The 15,292-nt window shown below is 53.0% G+C and carries 11 protein-coding genes; 10 read left to right on the top strand and 1 reads right to left on the bottom strand.

Going from position 1 to position 15,292, the window contains the following annotated elements; all coding sequences use genetic code 11:
- Positions 1-92 precede the first annotated feature (92 nt).
- A complete protein-coding gene (locus LKH74_RS05720) occupies positions 93-527 on the top strand; it encodes a MerR family transcriptional regulator (RefSeq protein WP_135367256.1) in 435 nt (144 codons plus the stop codon).
- A 309-nt stretch (positions 528-836) separates the two neighbouring features.
- On the opposite strand, the gene purH is transcribed toward LKH74_RS05720, so the two are convergent.
- Positions 837-2,366, bottom strand: a complete 1,530-nt coding sequence (purH, locus tag LKH74_RS05715) for a bifunctional phosphoribosylaminoimidazolecarboxamide formyltransferase/IMP cyclohydrolase (RefSeq protein WP_287788587.1) — start codon at positions 2,364-2,366, stop codon at positions 837-839.
- Between the two features lie 498 nt (positions 2,367-2,864).
- On the opposite strand from purH, the gene LKH74_RS05710 reads away from it, so the two are divergent.
- From LKH74_RS05710 to LKH74_RS05670, 9 genes are all read left to right on the top strand, one after another.
- Positions 2,865-4,217, top strand: a complete 1,353-nt coding sequence (locus LKH74_RS05710) for a GH25 family lysozyme (protein ID WP_287788586.1) — start codon at positions 2,865-2,867, stop codon at positions 4,215-4,217.
- A 21-nt stretch (positions 4,218-4,238) separates the two neighbouring features.
- Entirely contained in the window at positions 4,239-4,880 is a 642-nt protein-coding gene (locus LKH74_RS05705) for a hypothetical protein (protein WP_287788585.1), read from the top strand.
- Positions 4,881-5,779: 899 nt separating this feature from the next.
- Positions 5,780-6,949 (top strand): AI-2E family transporter, encoded by a 1,170-nt coding sequence (locus tag LKH74_RS05700; protein WP_287788584.1) that lies wholly within the window; start codon positions 5,780-5,782, stop codon positions 6,947-6,949.
- Positions 6,950-7,119: 170 nt separating this feature from the next.
- Positions 7,120-8,574 (top strand): ABC transporter permease, encoded by a 1,455-nt coding sequence (locus tag LKH74_RS05695; protein ID WP_287788583.1) that lies wholly within the window; start codon positions 7,120-7,122, stop codon positions 8,572-8,574.
- Between the two features lie 11 nt (positions 8,575-8,585).
- Positions 8,586-9,245: an ABC transporter ATP-binding protein gene (locus tag LKH74_RS05690; protein WP_135367262.1), complete on the top strand. Its 660-nt coding sequence runs from the start codon at positions 8,586-8,588 to the stop codon at positions 9,243-9,245.
- A gap of 860 nt (positions 9,246-10,105) precedes the next feature.
- A complete protein-coding gene (locus tag LKH74_RS05685) occupies positions 10,106-11,500 on the top strand; it encodes an FAD-binding oxidoreductase (RefSeq protein WP_135367263.1) in 1,395 nt (464 codons plus the stop codon).
- A 272-nt stretch (positions 11,501-11,772) separates the two neighbouring features.
- A complete protein-coding gene (locus LKH74_RS05680; RefSeq protein WP_135367264.1) occupies positions 11,773-13,410 on the top strand; it encodes an alpha-glucosidase in 1,638 nt (545 codons plus the stop codon).
- A gap of 226 nt (positions 13,411-13,636) precedes the next feature.
- On the top strand, positions 13,637-14,104 hold the full coding sequence (locus LKH74_RS05675; RefSeq protein WP_225428667.1) for a MarR family winged helix-turn-helix transcriptional regulator: 468 nt from the start codon (positions 13,637-13,639) through the stop codon (positions 14,102-14,104).
- 201 nt (positions 14,105-14,305) lie between these two features.
- The gene (locus LKH74_RS05670) at positions 14,306-15,223 is read left to right on the top strand and encodes a magnesium transporter CorA family protein (protein ID WP_135367265.1); all 918 of its coding nucleotides are present in this window, start codon (positions 14,306-14,308) and stop codon (positions 15,221-15,223) included.
- The last annotated feature ends 69 nt before the right edge of the window (positions 15,224-15,292 follow it).

Genomic DNA, 15,292 nt, shown 5'->3' with positions numbered 1-15,292 from the left:
GAGGATCAATTGTATATTTTGATTGAATCGGTTATTATCATTACTATAAACCCTCGAGTGTACTCGAGGGAAAGTCAGGAGTGAAATTTATTTTGCTATATCAAATTAAGGACGTTGCTGCTAAAACTGGTCTGTCCATCTATACACTGCGCTATTATGATCAGCAAGGCTTGTTGCCGTTTGTCGCACGCAACGCAGCGGGTTACCGAGTTTTTACGGATGGCGATCTACACTTACTACATACGATCTGTTGTTTGAAAAATACCGGTATGAAAATTGCCGATATTCGAAGCTACATCGAAGACGTGATGCAAGGGCCGAAGACGATTGCTCACCGTGAACGGTTGTTGCAACGTCACCGCCAACAAATTCTAGCTCAGCAAGCAACAATTATGGCGAACCTCAAAGGGATTGATGAAAAACTTGCTATTTATCGAAATCCACAGGCAATCGACTTAGTTAATCAAGAACGGGCGGCGGCTGCAACTGAAAAAGTCGCTAACGGGTTACCCAATCCATTTGAATAGTGCGAAGGATAAATTGTTCCTTAAAAGTGCGCGCGGTGACCGAGCGTATTTTTTTATGGCAACTAGTTCATTAAAATTGATGTATTCTTTTATTTTTATCCCATCATTATCAGCCTTATAATTAAGTTTATTAAATATTAACCATAGAAAATATACTAAGCTTAGAGGCATAAGAGTTATCCGACGGGATGCTCTTATGTCTCTAAGCTTAGTATTTAGATAGCTGAAACATGCGCCAAAGGGAGCCGCGCCTTTAATGCTCACTGGCTGATTGCCCTCTGTCCTACTCTCCCTTTTACATGCTTGTGGTTAGTGACGGAAATGCCGGTTGCCCGTGAAGATCAAGGCGACACCCAGCTTGTCGGCCATGGCGATGGAGTCCTGGTCACGAATGCTACCGCCCGGTTCAGCGATGACCGTGATGCCGTGTTCTGCCGCGTAGGCGACACAGTCGTCCATTGGGAAGAAGGCATCGGAGACCAGAACGCCCTGAGCATAGTTGGGCTTGGTTTCGGCCTTACCAACCGCAATCTTGACGGCATCGATCCGGTTCATTTGACCGGGGCCGACACCCAGTGTTTGGTCCGCCGTGTTGATCAAGATGGCGTTACTCTTGACGAACTTGATGGCCTTCAGACCAAAGCTGATGGCCGCCAATTGGTCGGCGGTGGGTTGGGCGTGACTGACGACTTGGAAATCAGCAGGGTCATCCAGCACGTTGTCGCGTTCCTGACGGAGAAGCCCACCACGGACGCTGACTAATTCGTCGGGTTCCGGTTGTTGGGCGGTCGCGAAGTCGACGGTCAACAACCGGAGATTTTTCTTCTTGGCCAGCACATCGTACGCATCGTCGTCGAAGGCCGGTGCGATGATGATTTCCAAGAATAACTTGTGCATTTTGGTGGCAGTGGCCAGGTCGACCGGGCGATTGAGGACGATGATTCCGCCAAAGATGGAGATGTCATCGGCGGCGTAGCATTTGTCCCAAGCCGTCGACAGGTCCACGGCCGAGCCGATGCCACAAGGGTTCATGTGCTTGAGGGCGACGACGGTCGGGTCGCTGAATTCCCGAATCAGTCCCAGCGCCGCGTCGGCGTCCTTGATATTATTGAAGGACAGCGGCTTGCCGTGCAGCTGTTTGGCAGCGGCGATGGAGAAGGGGGCCGGTTCGTAGTCTTGATAAAAAGTTGCCGTCTGTTGCGGGTTTTCGCCGTAGCGGAGGGCTTGTTTGCGTTTGTAAGTCAGCGTCAGGGTATCGGGCTTGGCGTCGTCGGTCAGATAGGTGGCGATGACCGCGTCGTAGTGGGCCGTATGATGGAAGACCTTGGCCGCTAAGTGCTTGCGGAAACGTAGATCATCCGTGTGTTCAGCGAGCGCATGGCCTACTTGATCGTAGTCAGCGGGATCACAGACCACCAGCACGTCGCGGTAGTTCTTGGCCGCGGCCCGGATCAATGAGGGACCACCAATGTCGATCTGTTCCACGGCAGCGGCGAGCGTCACGTTCGGTTGGGCAATCGTGGCCGCGAAGGGATAGAGGTTGACACAGACCAGGTCGATCGGCGTGATGGCGTGGTCGACCAGCGTTTGTTGGTGTTCCGGGTTGTCACGGCGTGCTAGGATACCGCCAAAGACCAGCGGGTTGAGCGTCTTGACCCGACCGTCTAACATTTCGGGAAAGTGGGTCACGTCTTCGATGGGTGTGACGGCGACTCCGGCCGCAGCGAGGGCCGCTTGCGTCCCGCCGGTTGAGACAATTTCGAAATCTTGGGCAAGTAACGTCTGGGCAAATTCCACCAGTCCAGTCTTATCTGAAACACTTAACAGAGCACGGCGCATGAGAAGGCCTCCTAGATTTTTTTGAGTATCCCCATTGTACGTGATTTCTCCTGAACAATCAACGGGAACAAAATATAAATATTCGTATATTTACAAACTGGCACACGTGATTCACGCTAACGAAGAATATTAAGTTAATTATAAACGAACGATAACGATTGAGGCCACTAAATAGGTCGCCTTCCCGCGGCTACCCGCTTCAGCCTTGTTTGATTTCCGACAAACCAGTGCTGACCGCCACGCTGCCAGTTCAAGTTACTAACTTTCTGTCAGGCCGATTGTTACCACTATCGTTGATTTAACGGCATTCCTGTAATAAATATAATTGTAAAATCTAGTAACTGAACTGCAATCCCTCTGTTACGGTCTGCACATTTTAATCGGCTATGGTTAAAGATGAAGTGAGGTGGTGCCCTCAGGGGAACCGTGGCGTGCGGGGAAACAGTCACGCCACGAGGAGTCAGCGAAAGCAATTTTAAATAGGGAAGTGCCAAACATATGTCGAGTAAACAAACTTGGACCAAGCGCCTGGCGCAAACGTTGATGGCAGCGAGTGCCTTGATCGGAATCGCGTGGGGTGGCGGCCAGACCGTTGCGCACGCCAGCACATTGGCCATTCCGGATATTTCCGAATGGCAAGGAAAGTTAACATCGTCACAGGTGGCCAATTTGAAGAGTCAGGTGTCCTTTGTCATCAACCGGCGGCAATACGGCTCGTCGTACAAGGACCTCTATGCCACCAATAACACGGCGCTGTACGTGAAGTATGGCATTCCGTTTGGGGAGTACGATTACGCGCGGTTCACCAGCGCGGCCAGTGCCAAGCAAGAAGCTAAGGATTTCTACAACCGATCGAATAAAAATGCCAAATTTTATGTTTTGGATTTTGAAGAAAATGACGTTACGTCCGGTACCACCAACGCGGCGGTTAAGGCCTGGTATGATGAAATGAGCGCGTTGACCAATAAGAAATTGGTGTTCTATTCTTACCAATCCTTTGCGACAAGTTATGCCAACACCGCACGCCAGAATTTTGATGCGCAGTGGATTGCCAACTACTCCACGACGCCTACGATTTCTTACGCACTGTGGCAATATACGGACCACAACTACCTGTCCGCGTTGGGCGAATACACGGATAACAGTAAGGCCGTGACCTCGGTGCACCCGATCTCTTGGTGGACGGACGCCACGACGACCGCGCTGACGCACACGACCTACGCTTACAGCAGTTACAAGAAGGGCCAACATGTCTATCTACATAAAGGGGCAACCAAGGATGCGGATGGCACGGCGATTGCGGCCAGTGACCGGCAGAAATTTTACAAGATCAGCAAGGTGAAGAGCGTCACCTCGGACAAGTCTAAGCAGGCGTTGTATTTGAGCGGCCTGAACCAGTGGGTCTTGTCCCAGGATGCGACCGGCTATTGGGTCGGCCAACACGGGTCCTTCACGTTGAATCATAAATTGAATCTTTATACAACTTCGAGTCTGTCCAAGAAGACTGGGGGTTATTACGTGGCCGGCGATACCGTAGCCGGGAAGATTGTCAAGGCACCGAGCGGCAAGTCTTACCGTATCAAGACCAAATTAGGTTACCTGTCCGCCAACACGAAGTACTCAGACCACGCTTACTACGAGTCATTGGGGTCCAAAACGACCATCAAGACCAAGAAGAAGGTCTACGAATACGGGAAGTCTTCATTTGCCAAGAGTAGCCGGAAAAAGGCTGTCAAGAAGGGCACCACGCTGACCGTTACGGGCGTTAAGAAGCGGTCCACGGGCTCACGGTACTTTGTTTTGAGCAACGGCAACTACGTCACGGCACTGAAGAGTTACGTGACGAAATAGAGAGAAGGAAGTTGGATAGTTATGCAACGAAAAACGAAAATCATCACGACCGTGACGACGGCCCTGGCGTTGTTGGCCTTGGGTTCCGGCACGGCCCTGCAGATTCACGCGGCTAATGATGTCAGTTCAGTTGGCCAAACCACGGCGCCGGCTAAGGCCACGGCCGATGGGACCAAGCTACAGGCCGACAGTGCCAGTGGGACCAAGCAAAATTACCGGGTCAATTACACAGCCACGAATAGCCAGTCAGCGACCTACCAGAAAACCACGTACGGTAGCACCAGCACGGCCAAGGACCAGGTTGATTACGTGGGCAAGTCAAATGGCGCGAGTGTGAAGCTAAATAATGGCACCACGGCCGTCGTCCAGGGGACCATGGGCCACACCTATGTGCACTGGAACAAGGGTGACTGGTCCGTGACCGCGGTTACCAGCAACGCCGATGCCACGGGCACGCCGACGCAATTTGCCAAGCAGGTCAACCAGCAGTTGAACAAGGCCAGCCTGCCCAAGAAGGCCGATACGGGTGCCATCACGGTCTACAGTCAAGATGAGGACAACGAGACCAATTCGGTGACCTGGCAAGATGGCAAGCAGGTCTACAAGGTCAGCGGTACAGCGGCCGACGCCACGGTCAAGGTAGCCCAGAACGCGGATAGTTAGAGAAAAGAGTGCGCCAGCAGGCGGTTAGCCGGCGAGCATTAAGGCTGGTAACTGGATCATCCCGGTTTTGGATGATTTGGTTACCAGTTTTAAGCGGAACCGGCTGCCTGCTGGTGCACGTTTCGGCAATGTCGCTGGCGAAGAACGGGCTGAACTAACACAGTGCGATACTGGCCGCCTTACCGTTCGCGTCCGGTACCCATAGCCGACTCTGACCACTGGAACTGGTGAAGCCAGTGCCTGCGTCAGGCTAGGGTGGGGCCTGCTCTGGGGAACACCTCCAGCCTGAGTAGCGGTCTTCCGGTTCGCTTGAAAGCCTGGCAAAAACCGGCCAGTCTCTCAAGTCGTCCCGCGCTGTAACCTGGCAAACAACGCCAGGTAACACCGCCGACACAGCTGGCTCCACCCTGGCTGCCTCCGGCAAAGTGATGCTCCTGTCAGTAACACGACGTCTAGGTAGGATTCAGTCGGCCAATGTTCACTACCTTGGGCGAAGTCAATCGTTACTGGCAAGCACTTTTGTAGCCGAGAGTTCGCTAGAGATGAGTTCAGCTGTGGGAGTTCCCTTAGCGGCACGCTTTTTGGCGCTTAGGGAACTGGCAATTTGGAGACGCGGGCTATCGGCTCCGAATTGAGGTTCGAGACCGCTCTTTGGCTCGGACCGGCGCCCTCAGCGTTCCAACTCATCTCTAGCGAACGGTAAGGCGGCCGGCAGACCAGACACTAAAGTTGCCAGGCGACGGAATGTGAATAGTTAAGCAGAATAGGCTAAATCAGGGGCTGCGGCGACGAACCGTAGCCCCTTTTGGCACCCCGCCAAAAATAATTCAAAAAAATCTAGTAACCAACGTTCCTGAGCCGTAAACTAGAGCTATGGAAATCAACGGGAGGGGTTGCTTTTGAAGAATCTGCGTCAACCAGAGTCGGGATTTTCCTGGTTCTATCAACGTTTTTTAAATAATCATATTACAATTTTACTGTTAAATATTTTTCTCTTATTGTTGGTCTTGAATGAATTGATGCAAAATGCCTGGATCCTGACGCCAGTCTGGAAATTCATTGGTATCACCATGCCGGCCATTGTGGTGGCGGGGATCCTCTTCTACGTACTCGACCCGTTCGTGCACTTCATGGAACGGCGCTTGCATTTGCGCACGGGGCTGGCGATTGCCATCGCGATGCTCCTGACGGTGGGCATCATCGTGGCTATTTTCTTGAATCTGATTCCGTTTCTGACCAAGCAGACCAGTGGCATTATCGGCGCGCTGCCGCAATTTGCCAATGACATGCTCCACAATATCAATCGCCTGAACCAAGAGCACCACTGGCTGTCCAACAGCAATCTGGCGGACATCAACCAGCGGGTCACGACCTACTTTTCCAAACGGGGGTTGAACCTGTTGACCGGGACGCTGAGTTCACTGGGCAACGTGGTCACGACCGTTAGCGACTGGATCATCACCATCATCACCGCGCCGCTAGTTCTATTCTTTATGCTCAAAGACGGCACGCGTTTTCCGCACTACATCAGCCAGGTCGTGCCCACGGCGTACCGCAGCCGCTTCGTCACGATGCTCGACCAGATGAACGTGAAGGTCAGTTCCTACGTGCGGGGGCAACTGACCGTGGCGTTATGCGTGTTGATCATTTTCACGACCGGCTACTCGATCATTGGCTTGCGCTATGCCCTGTTGATTGGGCTGCTGGCGGGGCCGTTGAACCTGATTCCGTACTTTGGGTCGGCCATCGCGCTGGTACCCGCGCTCATCATCGGTGTGGTCACCAGCCCGTCCATGTTGTTGGGCGTGGTCATCGTGTACCTGATCGAATGGGTCTTGGAAACGCAGGTCCTGTCGCCGCTGATCATGGGCAACAGTCTGGCCATGCATCCCATCACCATCGTCTTCGTCCTGCTCGCTGGGGGCAAAATGTTCGGCCTACTCGGTGTCATCTTCGGGGTACCGGGCTTTGCCGTGCTCAAGGTCCTGGCCACCACGGGCTTCCAGTGGTACCAGGAATATTCCGCGCTGTATCCGGACGTTTTGCCACCAGACGAGTTGGAACCTTAACGTTTGATTAACACCATCAAGTTGCCCGAAAACGGGTCAAATCGGCGTAGCCCTAGTGGTTGCGTCGTTTTTGTTTCCGTGAAAATTTCACAACTACCCGGCCACTTTAAGTTTCAGCAAAGCCCGCTCTGGGATACTCGGAACATGTTATGAAATGGAGGCGACCCAAAATGAATTTTTTGAAACGGGCCTGGTTAAATGTGTGGGCGAAGAAGGGCCGGTCAGTCTTACTGATCCTGGTCTCGTCCGCCATCTTGATGTTTGTGTTAGCCGGCCTACTGATCCGTAGCGCTGCAGTGAAGGCGACCGACCAAGCGAAGGCCGACGTGGGGGCAACGGTCACCCTGTCGGCGAATCGCCAAGCGGCGTTTAAGAAGATGCAAAGCAGTAGCAGTTCCAGCAAGTCTAGTCGACCTAAGATGACGCTGACACCGGTCAAACTGAGCGATGCCGCCAAAATCGCTAAGCTCAGTAACGTGAAAAGCGAAAATGTGACTAGCAGTACTAGCGTCAATGCCAGCTCCTATGACGTGGTCTCAACCACCAGTGGGATGGGCAGCAGTCAGGGCGGTCCTGGCAACATGAAGGGCGGCACCAGCAGTGGCGATACCCAGATCAATGGGGTCAGCGCCACGAGTTTGACCACCGCCTTTAGTGATAATCAAAGCAAAATCACCAAGGGCCGCGGCATTACCAGCGCCGACAAGAACACGAATCACGTGGTCATCGAAAAGAACCTGGCCAGTCAAAACGACCTGACCGTGGGCGACACCATCACCGTTAAGAAGACGACCGGTAGCAAGGCCAAGGTCAAGTTGAAAATCGTCGGTATTTACCGCGCCAGCGCAACAGCTTCCAGCAGCGCCGGTCCGATGAGCAGTGACCCTAGCAACACGATGTACACCTCATACACCCTGGCCAACACGTTCAAGGGCAGCAAGTATGCGGGGACCGCGGATTCTGTCACGTTTAACGTCAGCAATCCCGCCAAGGTCAGCAGCGTGAAGGCCGCCGGTAAGAAATTGATCAATACCAGCAGCTACTCACTGAGCACCGATGACGCCAGCTACCAGACGGTGAAAGCCTCGATGAGCAACGTCGAAAGCTTTGCCAATAAGATCGTCTGGCTGGTCGCCATTGCCGGGACCATTATTCTGGCGTTGATCGTGATCTTGATGATTCGCGAACGGCGCTTTGAAATTGGCGTCCTCCTGTCACTGGGCGAAGCGCGTTGGAAGATCGTGGCCCAGTTCTTTACGGAGATGTTGATGGTCATCGTGGTGGCCGTGGCGATTGCGGGCGCCGGTGGTAAATTTGTCGGCGACCAGCTGGGTTCACAACTGGTGGCCCAAAGCACCACGACGCAAACCACGTCGAGCAGCACATCAACCCAACAACCCGGTGGTGGGCAACCTGGTGGTGGCGGTATGCGCGGCGGCAACGGTGGTCCGGGGGCGCAACAAGCTTCCAGCACCAAGGCCGCGGATACCGACCTGGACATTAGCGTGAGTGCCGTCAGCCTGGCGGAACTGGGCGGCTTCGGCTTAGCTATCACGTTCCTGTCGATCATGATCGCTTCGGGTGGCATTTTACGACTGGAACCGAAGAAAGTCTTAATTTCCTAAGGAGGATGCGCATGTTAAAGACACAAAACCTGGGTTATTGGTACCAGGATAAATCGCAACCGTTGTTTCAAGATCTCAATTTGACATTTGACGAGGGCCAATCCTACGCGATCCTCGGCCATTCCGGTACGGGGAAGACCACCTTCTTGTCCCTGATTGCCGGGTTAGATAAGCCCAAAAGTGGTGACATCTGGCTGGGCGACCGGTCCCTGAAACAAATCGGGTTGACCAACTACCGGCGCCACGACGTTTCAATCGTGTTTCAGGCCTACAACCTGTTCACGTACATGTCGCCGCTCAACAACCTCTTGACGGCCATGGCCATCACGGGGGCGGAACACGCCGGCGACAAGTTCTTTGCTCGGCGGACACTCAATAGTCTGGGAATCGGTGAAGACCTGGTTGAACGCAACGTCCAGCACCTCTCAGGGGGCCAGCAACAGCGGGTAGCGATTGCCCGGGCCATGGCTTGCGATGCCCCGTTAGTCGTGGCAGACGAGCCCACAGGTAACCTAGACGAGGACAATACGCAAGAAGTCATCGACCAGTTCCAGCAGCTGGCGCATCAGCAGCACAAATGCGTCATCATCGTGACCCATGAGCCCGACGTGGCAGCGCGGTGTGACCACCAGTTCCGGCTGGAAAACAAGCAGTTCACGCAGTTGGCTTGAGATTGGTGTTGATCAATGCCTGCGTCAGCTAGGGGTTCCGCCTGCTCTGGGGGACGCCTCCAGCCTGAAGGGCGGTCTTCCGGCTCGCTTGCAAGCCTCGCGCAACCCGCGAGTCTCCCAAGTCGCCCCGCGCTGTAGGCTGAGACAGAACCTCAGCCAACACCGCCTACACAGCTGACTCCACCCCTAGCTGACTCCGGCAAGTTGGTGGCTAGTCAATGACGCTGGGCGATAGCCACAATGGGCGTCCTGGACGCTGACTGGTCGCCTGCCGTTACGTGGTGGCGTGTTGGCAGTAACTGGTTGGTCACAGATTGACGTGACTGCCATAAACGATGATGTCACTGCTGGAAAAGTCGTGAGTGACATTGGAAAAGTGAACGACTCACCGCCTACGTCAAGTTGGTGTCTATCAGCAACACTGTGTTAATGATAGACTAGTCGTTAACGCAGCTACAATCTGGATTCTAGACGATTGTTATTGGTCTGCGCTACCGTAGCCGAGAGTTCGCTAAATATGGGTTCAGCCGTGGGAGTTGCCTTAGTGGCGTGGTTCATGCCACTTAGGCAACTAGCGTCTTTGAGACGTGAACTTCGGCTCAAAGCGAGGTGTCGAGACCGCCTTTTGGCTCGACCCGTCCGCCCCAGCGTTCCAACCCATATTTGGCGAACGGTAAGGCGGCCAGCCCCGACCAGCCCACAAGTTAACGACTTGAAACAGCTCCGTTTCACGCTGAAACAAGCGGGTGGCGGGGCTGTTTTTGCGGGAAACGGTCGCGGGCGATAGATTAAACCTGTATTTTTTAAAATTACGTGTTACACTGATCACTGTTGAATACTAATCAAAGAAGGTCGATGACATGACAGTTTTTAGTGCTTACGCCGATGAAGACATCACGGCGTTTCTGAAAGAACAGGTCAAGGATGGTACCGTAGCAACCGATGAGCAGACGTTGAAGAAGCAATCCTTCAACCCCAATGCGTCTGGTGGCGAGTCTGGCTTGGCCCGGGCGTTCGTTGAAGTTGCCAGCGTGGCCGACATCCAAGGGGTGTTACGGACGGCGCGGAAATTTCACATCGCCGTGGTGCCCCAAACAACGTTCAGCAGTACGGTGATTGGCTCTGACGGGATCGATGGCGCCATTATCCTGTCGACGCGTAAGATGAATCAGATCCTGGAAATCAACAAGGAAGATTCCGTGGCGGTCGTACAACCTGGTGTGGTCAACGGTGATTTGGACCAAGCGGCCCGAAAACAGGGCTTGTTCTACGCGCCAGATCCGGGTTCCAAGCCATTTTCATCCATCGGCGGCAATGTTTCGACCAATGCCGGTGGGATGAGTACCGTGCGTTTCGGCGCCACTAAGGACAACGTCTTGGGCCTCAAGGCCGTGTTGGCAGATGGCCGGGTCATCAAGCTCGGGGGTCGCACGCTGAAACAAGCCTTTGGTTACGACCTGACCCAGCTCTTTGTGGGCTCCGAAGGCACCTTGGGCATCATCTATGAGATCACGGTCAAATTAATGCCGATTCCGCTAGGCAAGTCCGTCATGGGCGTGGCCTTCTTTAAAGACATGAGTGCCCTCGCCGCTGGGGTGACGGCCGTTCGCATGTCGGGGGTCTACCCGACGATGTTGGAAGCCTTGGACGGCAACACGGTCAAGGCGTTGGACCGCTACGAACACACGCATTATGCGGACAACAGCGGCTCCATGTTGATTTTCCGGCTGGACGGCAGCAGTGACGAAAGCGTTGGCGTTTTGAACGATTTGTTAGCGAAACACGATGCGCAAAACGTTCAAGTCACCACGGACGCTAAGGAACAGGCCGGGCTGGAAAAGCTGCGGCAGGACATGTTGCCGGCCGTCTTTGCTGGGAACAATCACCTGATGGAAGACATGGCGATGCCGCTGTCTAAGTTGGCGCCGATGATGGACTTCTTACAAGACCTGGGCAAGAAACTGGGCATCACCATCTACACGGCCGGTCATGCCGGCGATGGCAACGTGCACCCGACCTACACTTGGTCAAAGGACGAAGACGACGTGCCGGAAGTGATCATCGAAGCGCTGCGGCAGACGTTCTGGAAGACGCTGGAAATGGGCGGGACCATCTCCGGGGAACACGCCGTGGGGATGGTTAAGAATCAATGGAACAACCCCGAATTAGGCGAAACAGTCGATCTGTTACAGCATCAGATCAAGACGTTGTTTGACCCGATGAACCTGTTGAACCCGAAACGCAAGATCGATTAAAGAAACTGAACAAACGTTGTGTGAGTTGCAACGGGGAGCGTTAAGTGGGCTGGCGAGCACCAGTCGCCTAACGCTCCTTTTGTGAAATTTAATGGGTTAGTTTCCCAGACGACGCAACTGTTTCACCGAGAAATAGTGTTGCCCTGCTGAGCATAAAGTTTGCGAAATCAGCCGACAAAATAGATAATTATTGGTACAATTGGAGCCGGATACAATCCCAGAAGATGACGAAACACAACCGGTTACAATTTTGCAGTGAAAGGAAGACAGCAATGGCTGACGCACAGTGGTGGCAACACGCGGTGGGATATGAAATCTACCCGCAAAGTTTTTTGGATAGTAACCATGACGGTGTGGGTGATCTGCCCGGCATCCAAACGAAAATCTCATACTTAACTTCCCTGGGTGTCGACTTTGTTTGGCTGTCTGCATTTTACCCCTCCGGTCAGGTGGACAGTGGCTACGACGTGACGGATTACCGCGGCATTGACCCCCAATACGGCACCTTGGCGGACTTTACCGACTTGGTCACGGCGTTTCACGCGGCGAACATCAAAGTGGTGATCGACTTGGCGTTGAACCATACGTCCAGCCAACACCCGTGGTTCCAAGCCGCCGTGCATGATACCACGAGCCCCTACCACGACTACTACATCTGGCGTCCGGCTACGGCCACGACACGTCCCAACAATTGGGAGTCCATCTTCGGTGGGTCAGCCTGGACCTATGTCCCCGCCGTTGATGCGGCTTATCTGCATACATTTGCCGAGGACCAGCCAGACTTGAATTGGGAAAATCCCGCCGTGCGCCGTGAAATGGCGGCCACGATTCAGTGGTGGGCGGACCGGGGAATCGATGGTGTGCGATTAGATGGCGTCACGCATTTAAAAAAGCGCCAAGACTTCGCCAACGTCGGTCATCCGCGAGTGGACTACTATCAAGACGTGACGGGCACCGACGTGTTTCTTGCCGACCTCCAGCCGGTATTGAAACGCAACAACTTGTTCGTAATCGGTGAAGCGGGCGGCATCGACATGACCACCGCACAACGCTGGCTGGACCCGCAACAGGGGTTCTTCCACCTCCTGCTAGAATTTGATCACGTGCACTTCTGGGAAAAGGCTGAGCCGAAGCTACCAGTTGCGGCGTTACGAGCGACTCTTTCCAAATGGCAATTTGGCTTGGAAAAGAGTGGTTGGAACGCCTTGTTCATTGAAAATCACGATTTACCACGCGCTGTTTCATATTATGGCGATCCGGTCAATTACCGCCGGCGTTCCGCTAAGGCACTGGCTTTGTGGTACCTGTTGATGAAGGGGACCCCGTTTATTTATCAGGGCCAAGAACTCGGCCTACCGAACGCCGGTTTCACGCAGATCAGTCAGTATCGTGACCTCGACAGTCGGCTGTACTACCAGCAACAACGGGCCGCAGGGGTACCGGAAAAACAGGTGTTGGCCCAACTGGCCATGCGCAGCCGGGACAATGCCCGGACGCCCATGCCGTGGACCCATCAACGCTACGGCGGCTTTTCGGACCACGAACCGTGGATCCAGCTGGCACCGGGCACCGAACAGATCAACGTGGAACGCGAAAGTCACGACCCGCATTCGGTCTTGACGTTCTATCAACAGCTGATTCGGCTGAAAAAGTCTGTTCCGGCCCTGGAACAAGGTCGCTATGAGTTGATCGATACCCGTGATGACCAGCTGTACGTTTATCGGCGTACCTTGAATGGGGATAACTGGCTGGTCGTCGTGAACATGAGCGACCAGGTCGCCACGACGCAGGAGTTTGATTTGACGACCAGCGAATTGATTTTCACCAACACGGAAGTGGACGCGGATTCGGATGATTTGGAAATTCATCCTTGGGAGGCTCGTTTGTACCACTTACGGAAATTGGAGTAGGTTGAAAAAAAACAAGTGAAACAGGCGGAACCGAATGCAACTCCTCGGTTCCCTTTTTACATGGTAAACTTTTTTATTAAATTGTGGTTTTCTGCTTGCATTTCAGCAAGTTGTTCTTTATTATTAAATGTATAGATATTTCTATGGGGTCAACCATTTTGCGTATTGCTAGTCGTGTTAACTATCTAACCGGTTAGCAAAGTGAAGATAAGGATATGATAATACTATGAAGAGTAAGGTCGTTCATGCGGAAAGTTTCTTTGAATCTTTCATGGAGTTGAAACGAGAACTAGAGAAGGCAGCAACCCGATTCCAACGAACCATGGGGATTTCAGTGGATCAATATGCGATTTTACACCATATTTTGGAGAACCCAGGGAAGCTCACTTCCGCCACTGTCGCTGATAGTCGCGGCATTTCGCGGGCAGCCGTTTCTCGGGGAATTTCACAGCTCATTCGCCGGGGGTATGTGGTTCAGAGCTATCAAAGTTCTGACCGGCGCGTTCGGCCACTGTCGTTAACGGCTAGTGGTGAACAGTTAGAAATCAAGTGTCACGAGGCGTTAGACGTCGCCGCGGAGACCATGAGTCAGGTGACGTTAGATGATAGTGGCAGTCAATATACAGTTGGTCAGTTGACCAAGATGTTAAGTGCGCTGACGGTCAAAGAAGACCCCGAAGACCAGAAAGCGTAAAACGATTTAGATTTTAACTCCAGAGAATTGGTCGAACGCGACCAATTCTCTTTTTTTAGCCAAATCAAATGAGATGTGAGAATGGGTTTTTAACGAATTTGTCCGTTTAAAACGATGACGGTTAACAGTTCAAAAATGCCGCCGCTTTTTTTAAAGGACGTGGTACACTGGACGTAACGATGGCAGAGAAGAGGAATTCCCATGATTGTCGAGAGAAAAATTGGAACGGGCGAGCAAAATCTAGTCTGGGTCATGGCCATGATCGAAGACGATAGCGATAAAGACGCCCTACAGGTGACGTACGGTTTGACCGATGAAATTTTGACCTACGTGACCGACGTGAATGAACGGTCGCACTATGACCGCGATGAATACCTGAATACGCAACTGTTCGTGCTCCACGTGCCGGTCGTGGTTGACCAGGTGTCGCAACGCTACATCACGCGGCCCGTGACCTTTTTGTTGAAGGGCAATCAGGTCTTTTCCATCACCACCAAGCGGACGCAGTGGGTGAATCAGACGTTAAGCGAGCGGATGAAACTGAAACAAATTTCCGATACCAACGAGTTCATGTTGATTGGTCTGTTCATTTTGTTCGACCAGTTCATCCCCCCAATTCGCAAGATCAATGCGGAACAAAATCGGCTGGACAAACAACTGAATCAGGCGCCCGACAACAAGGACCTGATTGCACTGTCCAACCTGCAACAAAGCCTGGCGTATTTCGTGAGTGCTACGCGCAACAACGCCATGATGGTGGTCAACCTCAGCAGTACGCCATTTGGTAAGCAACTGTCGGATAAGAATTCGGAGCACTTGGCGGATGCCGTGATCGAAGCGCGGCAAACCTCTGAAATGACGGCGATTGAGGCGGACGTAGTCGACCGGATCTCAAATACGTTTAACAACGTGCTGAACAACAACCTGAACGACACCATGAAGTTCTTGACGATTTGGTCGCTGGTCTTGACGATTCCCACGATCATCACCGGGTTCTATGGGATGAACGTGAAACTGCCCTTTGCCAACGACACCATCTCGTGGCTCTTCACGGTGGTAATGATGCTGGGTATTATGGGCGTTGTCGCCTTGCTGTTGCGGCACCGGCATTTTTGGTAAAACCGCTAGTGGCGGCTGAAACAAGATTAGGTTCACTGAGAGTCTGGGAGTGACTAGCCTAGGCTCTTT

The organism is Levilactobacillus sp. (assembly GCF_022646225.1).
Taxonomy (GTDB): domain Bacteria; phylum Bacillota; class Bacilli; order Lactobacillales; family Lactobacillaceae; genus Levilactobacillus; species Levilactobacillus suantsaiihabitans.
The sequence above is the reverse complement of the archived record's forward strand: the minus strand, read 5'-3'. Positions and strand labels throughout refer to the sequence as shown.

Bases quoted from the DNA above. Each gene is read 5' to 3' on its own strand.
- purH (WP_287788587.1), bottom strand. From the start codon at position 2,366: ATGCGCCGTGCTCTGTTAAGTGTTTCAGATAAGACTGGACTGGTGGAA.
- LKH74_RS05705 (WP_287788585.1), top strand. From the start codon at position 4,239: ATGCAACGAAAAACGAAAATCATCACGACCGTGACGACGGCCCTGGCG.
- LKH74_RS05670 (WP_135367265.1), top strand. From the start codon at position 14,306: ATGATTGTCGAGAGAAAAATTGGAACGGGCGAGCAAAATCTAGTCTGG.
- LKH74_RS05675 (WP_225428667.1), top strand. From the start codon at position 13,637: ATGAAGAGTAAGGTCGTTCATGCGGAAAGTTTCTTTGAATCTTTCATG.
- LKH74_RS05680 (WP_135367264.1), top strand. From the start codon at position 11,773: ATGGCTGACGCACAGTGGTGGCAACACGCGGTGGGATATGAAATCTAC.
- LKH74_RS05685 (WP_135367263.1), top strand. From the start codon at position 10,106: ATGACAGTTTTTAGTGCTTACGCCGATGAAGACATCACGGCGTTTCTG.
- LKH74_RS05690 (WP_135367262.1), top strand. From the start codon at position 8,586: ATGTTAAAGACACAAAACCTGGGTTATTGGTACCAGGATAAATCGCAA.
- LKH74_RS05710 (WP_287788586.1), top strand. From the start codon at position 2,865: ATGTCGAGTAAACAAACTTGGACCAAGCGCCTGGCGCAAACGTTGATG.
- LKH74_RS05695 (WP_287788583.1), top strand. From the start codon at position 7,120: ATGAATTTTTTGAAACGGGCCTGGTTAAATGTGTGGGCGAAGAAGGGC.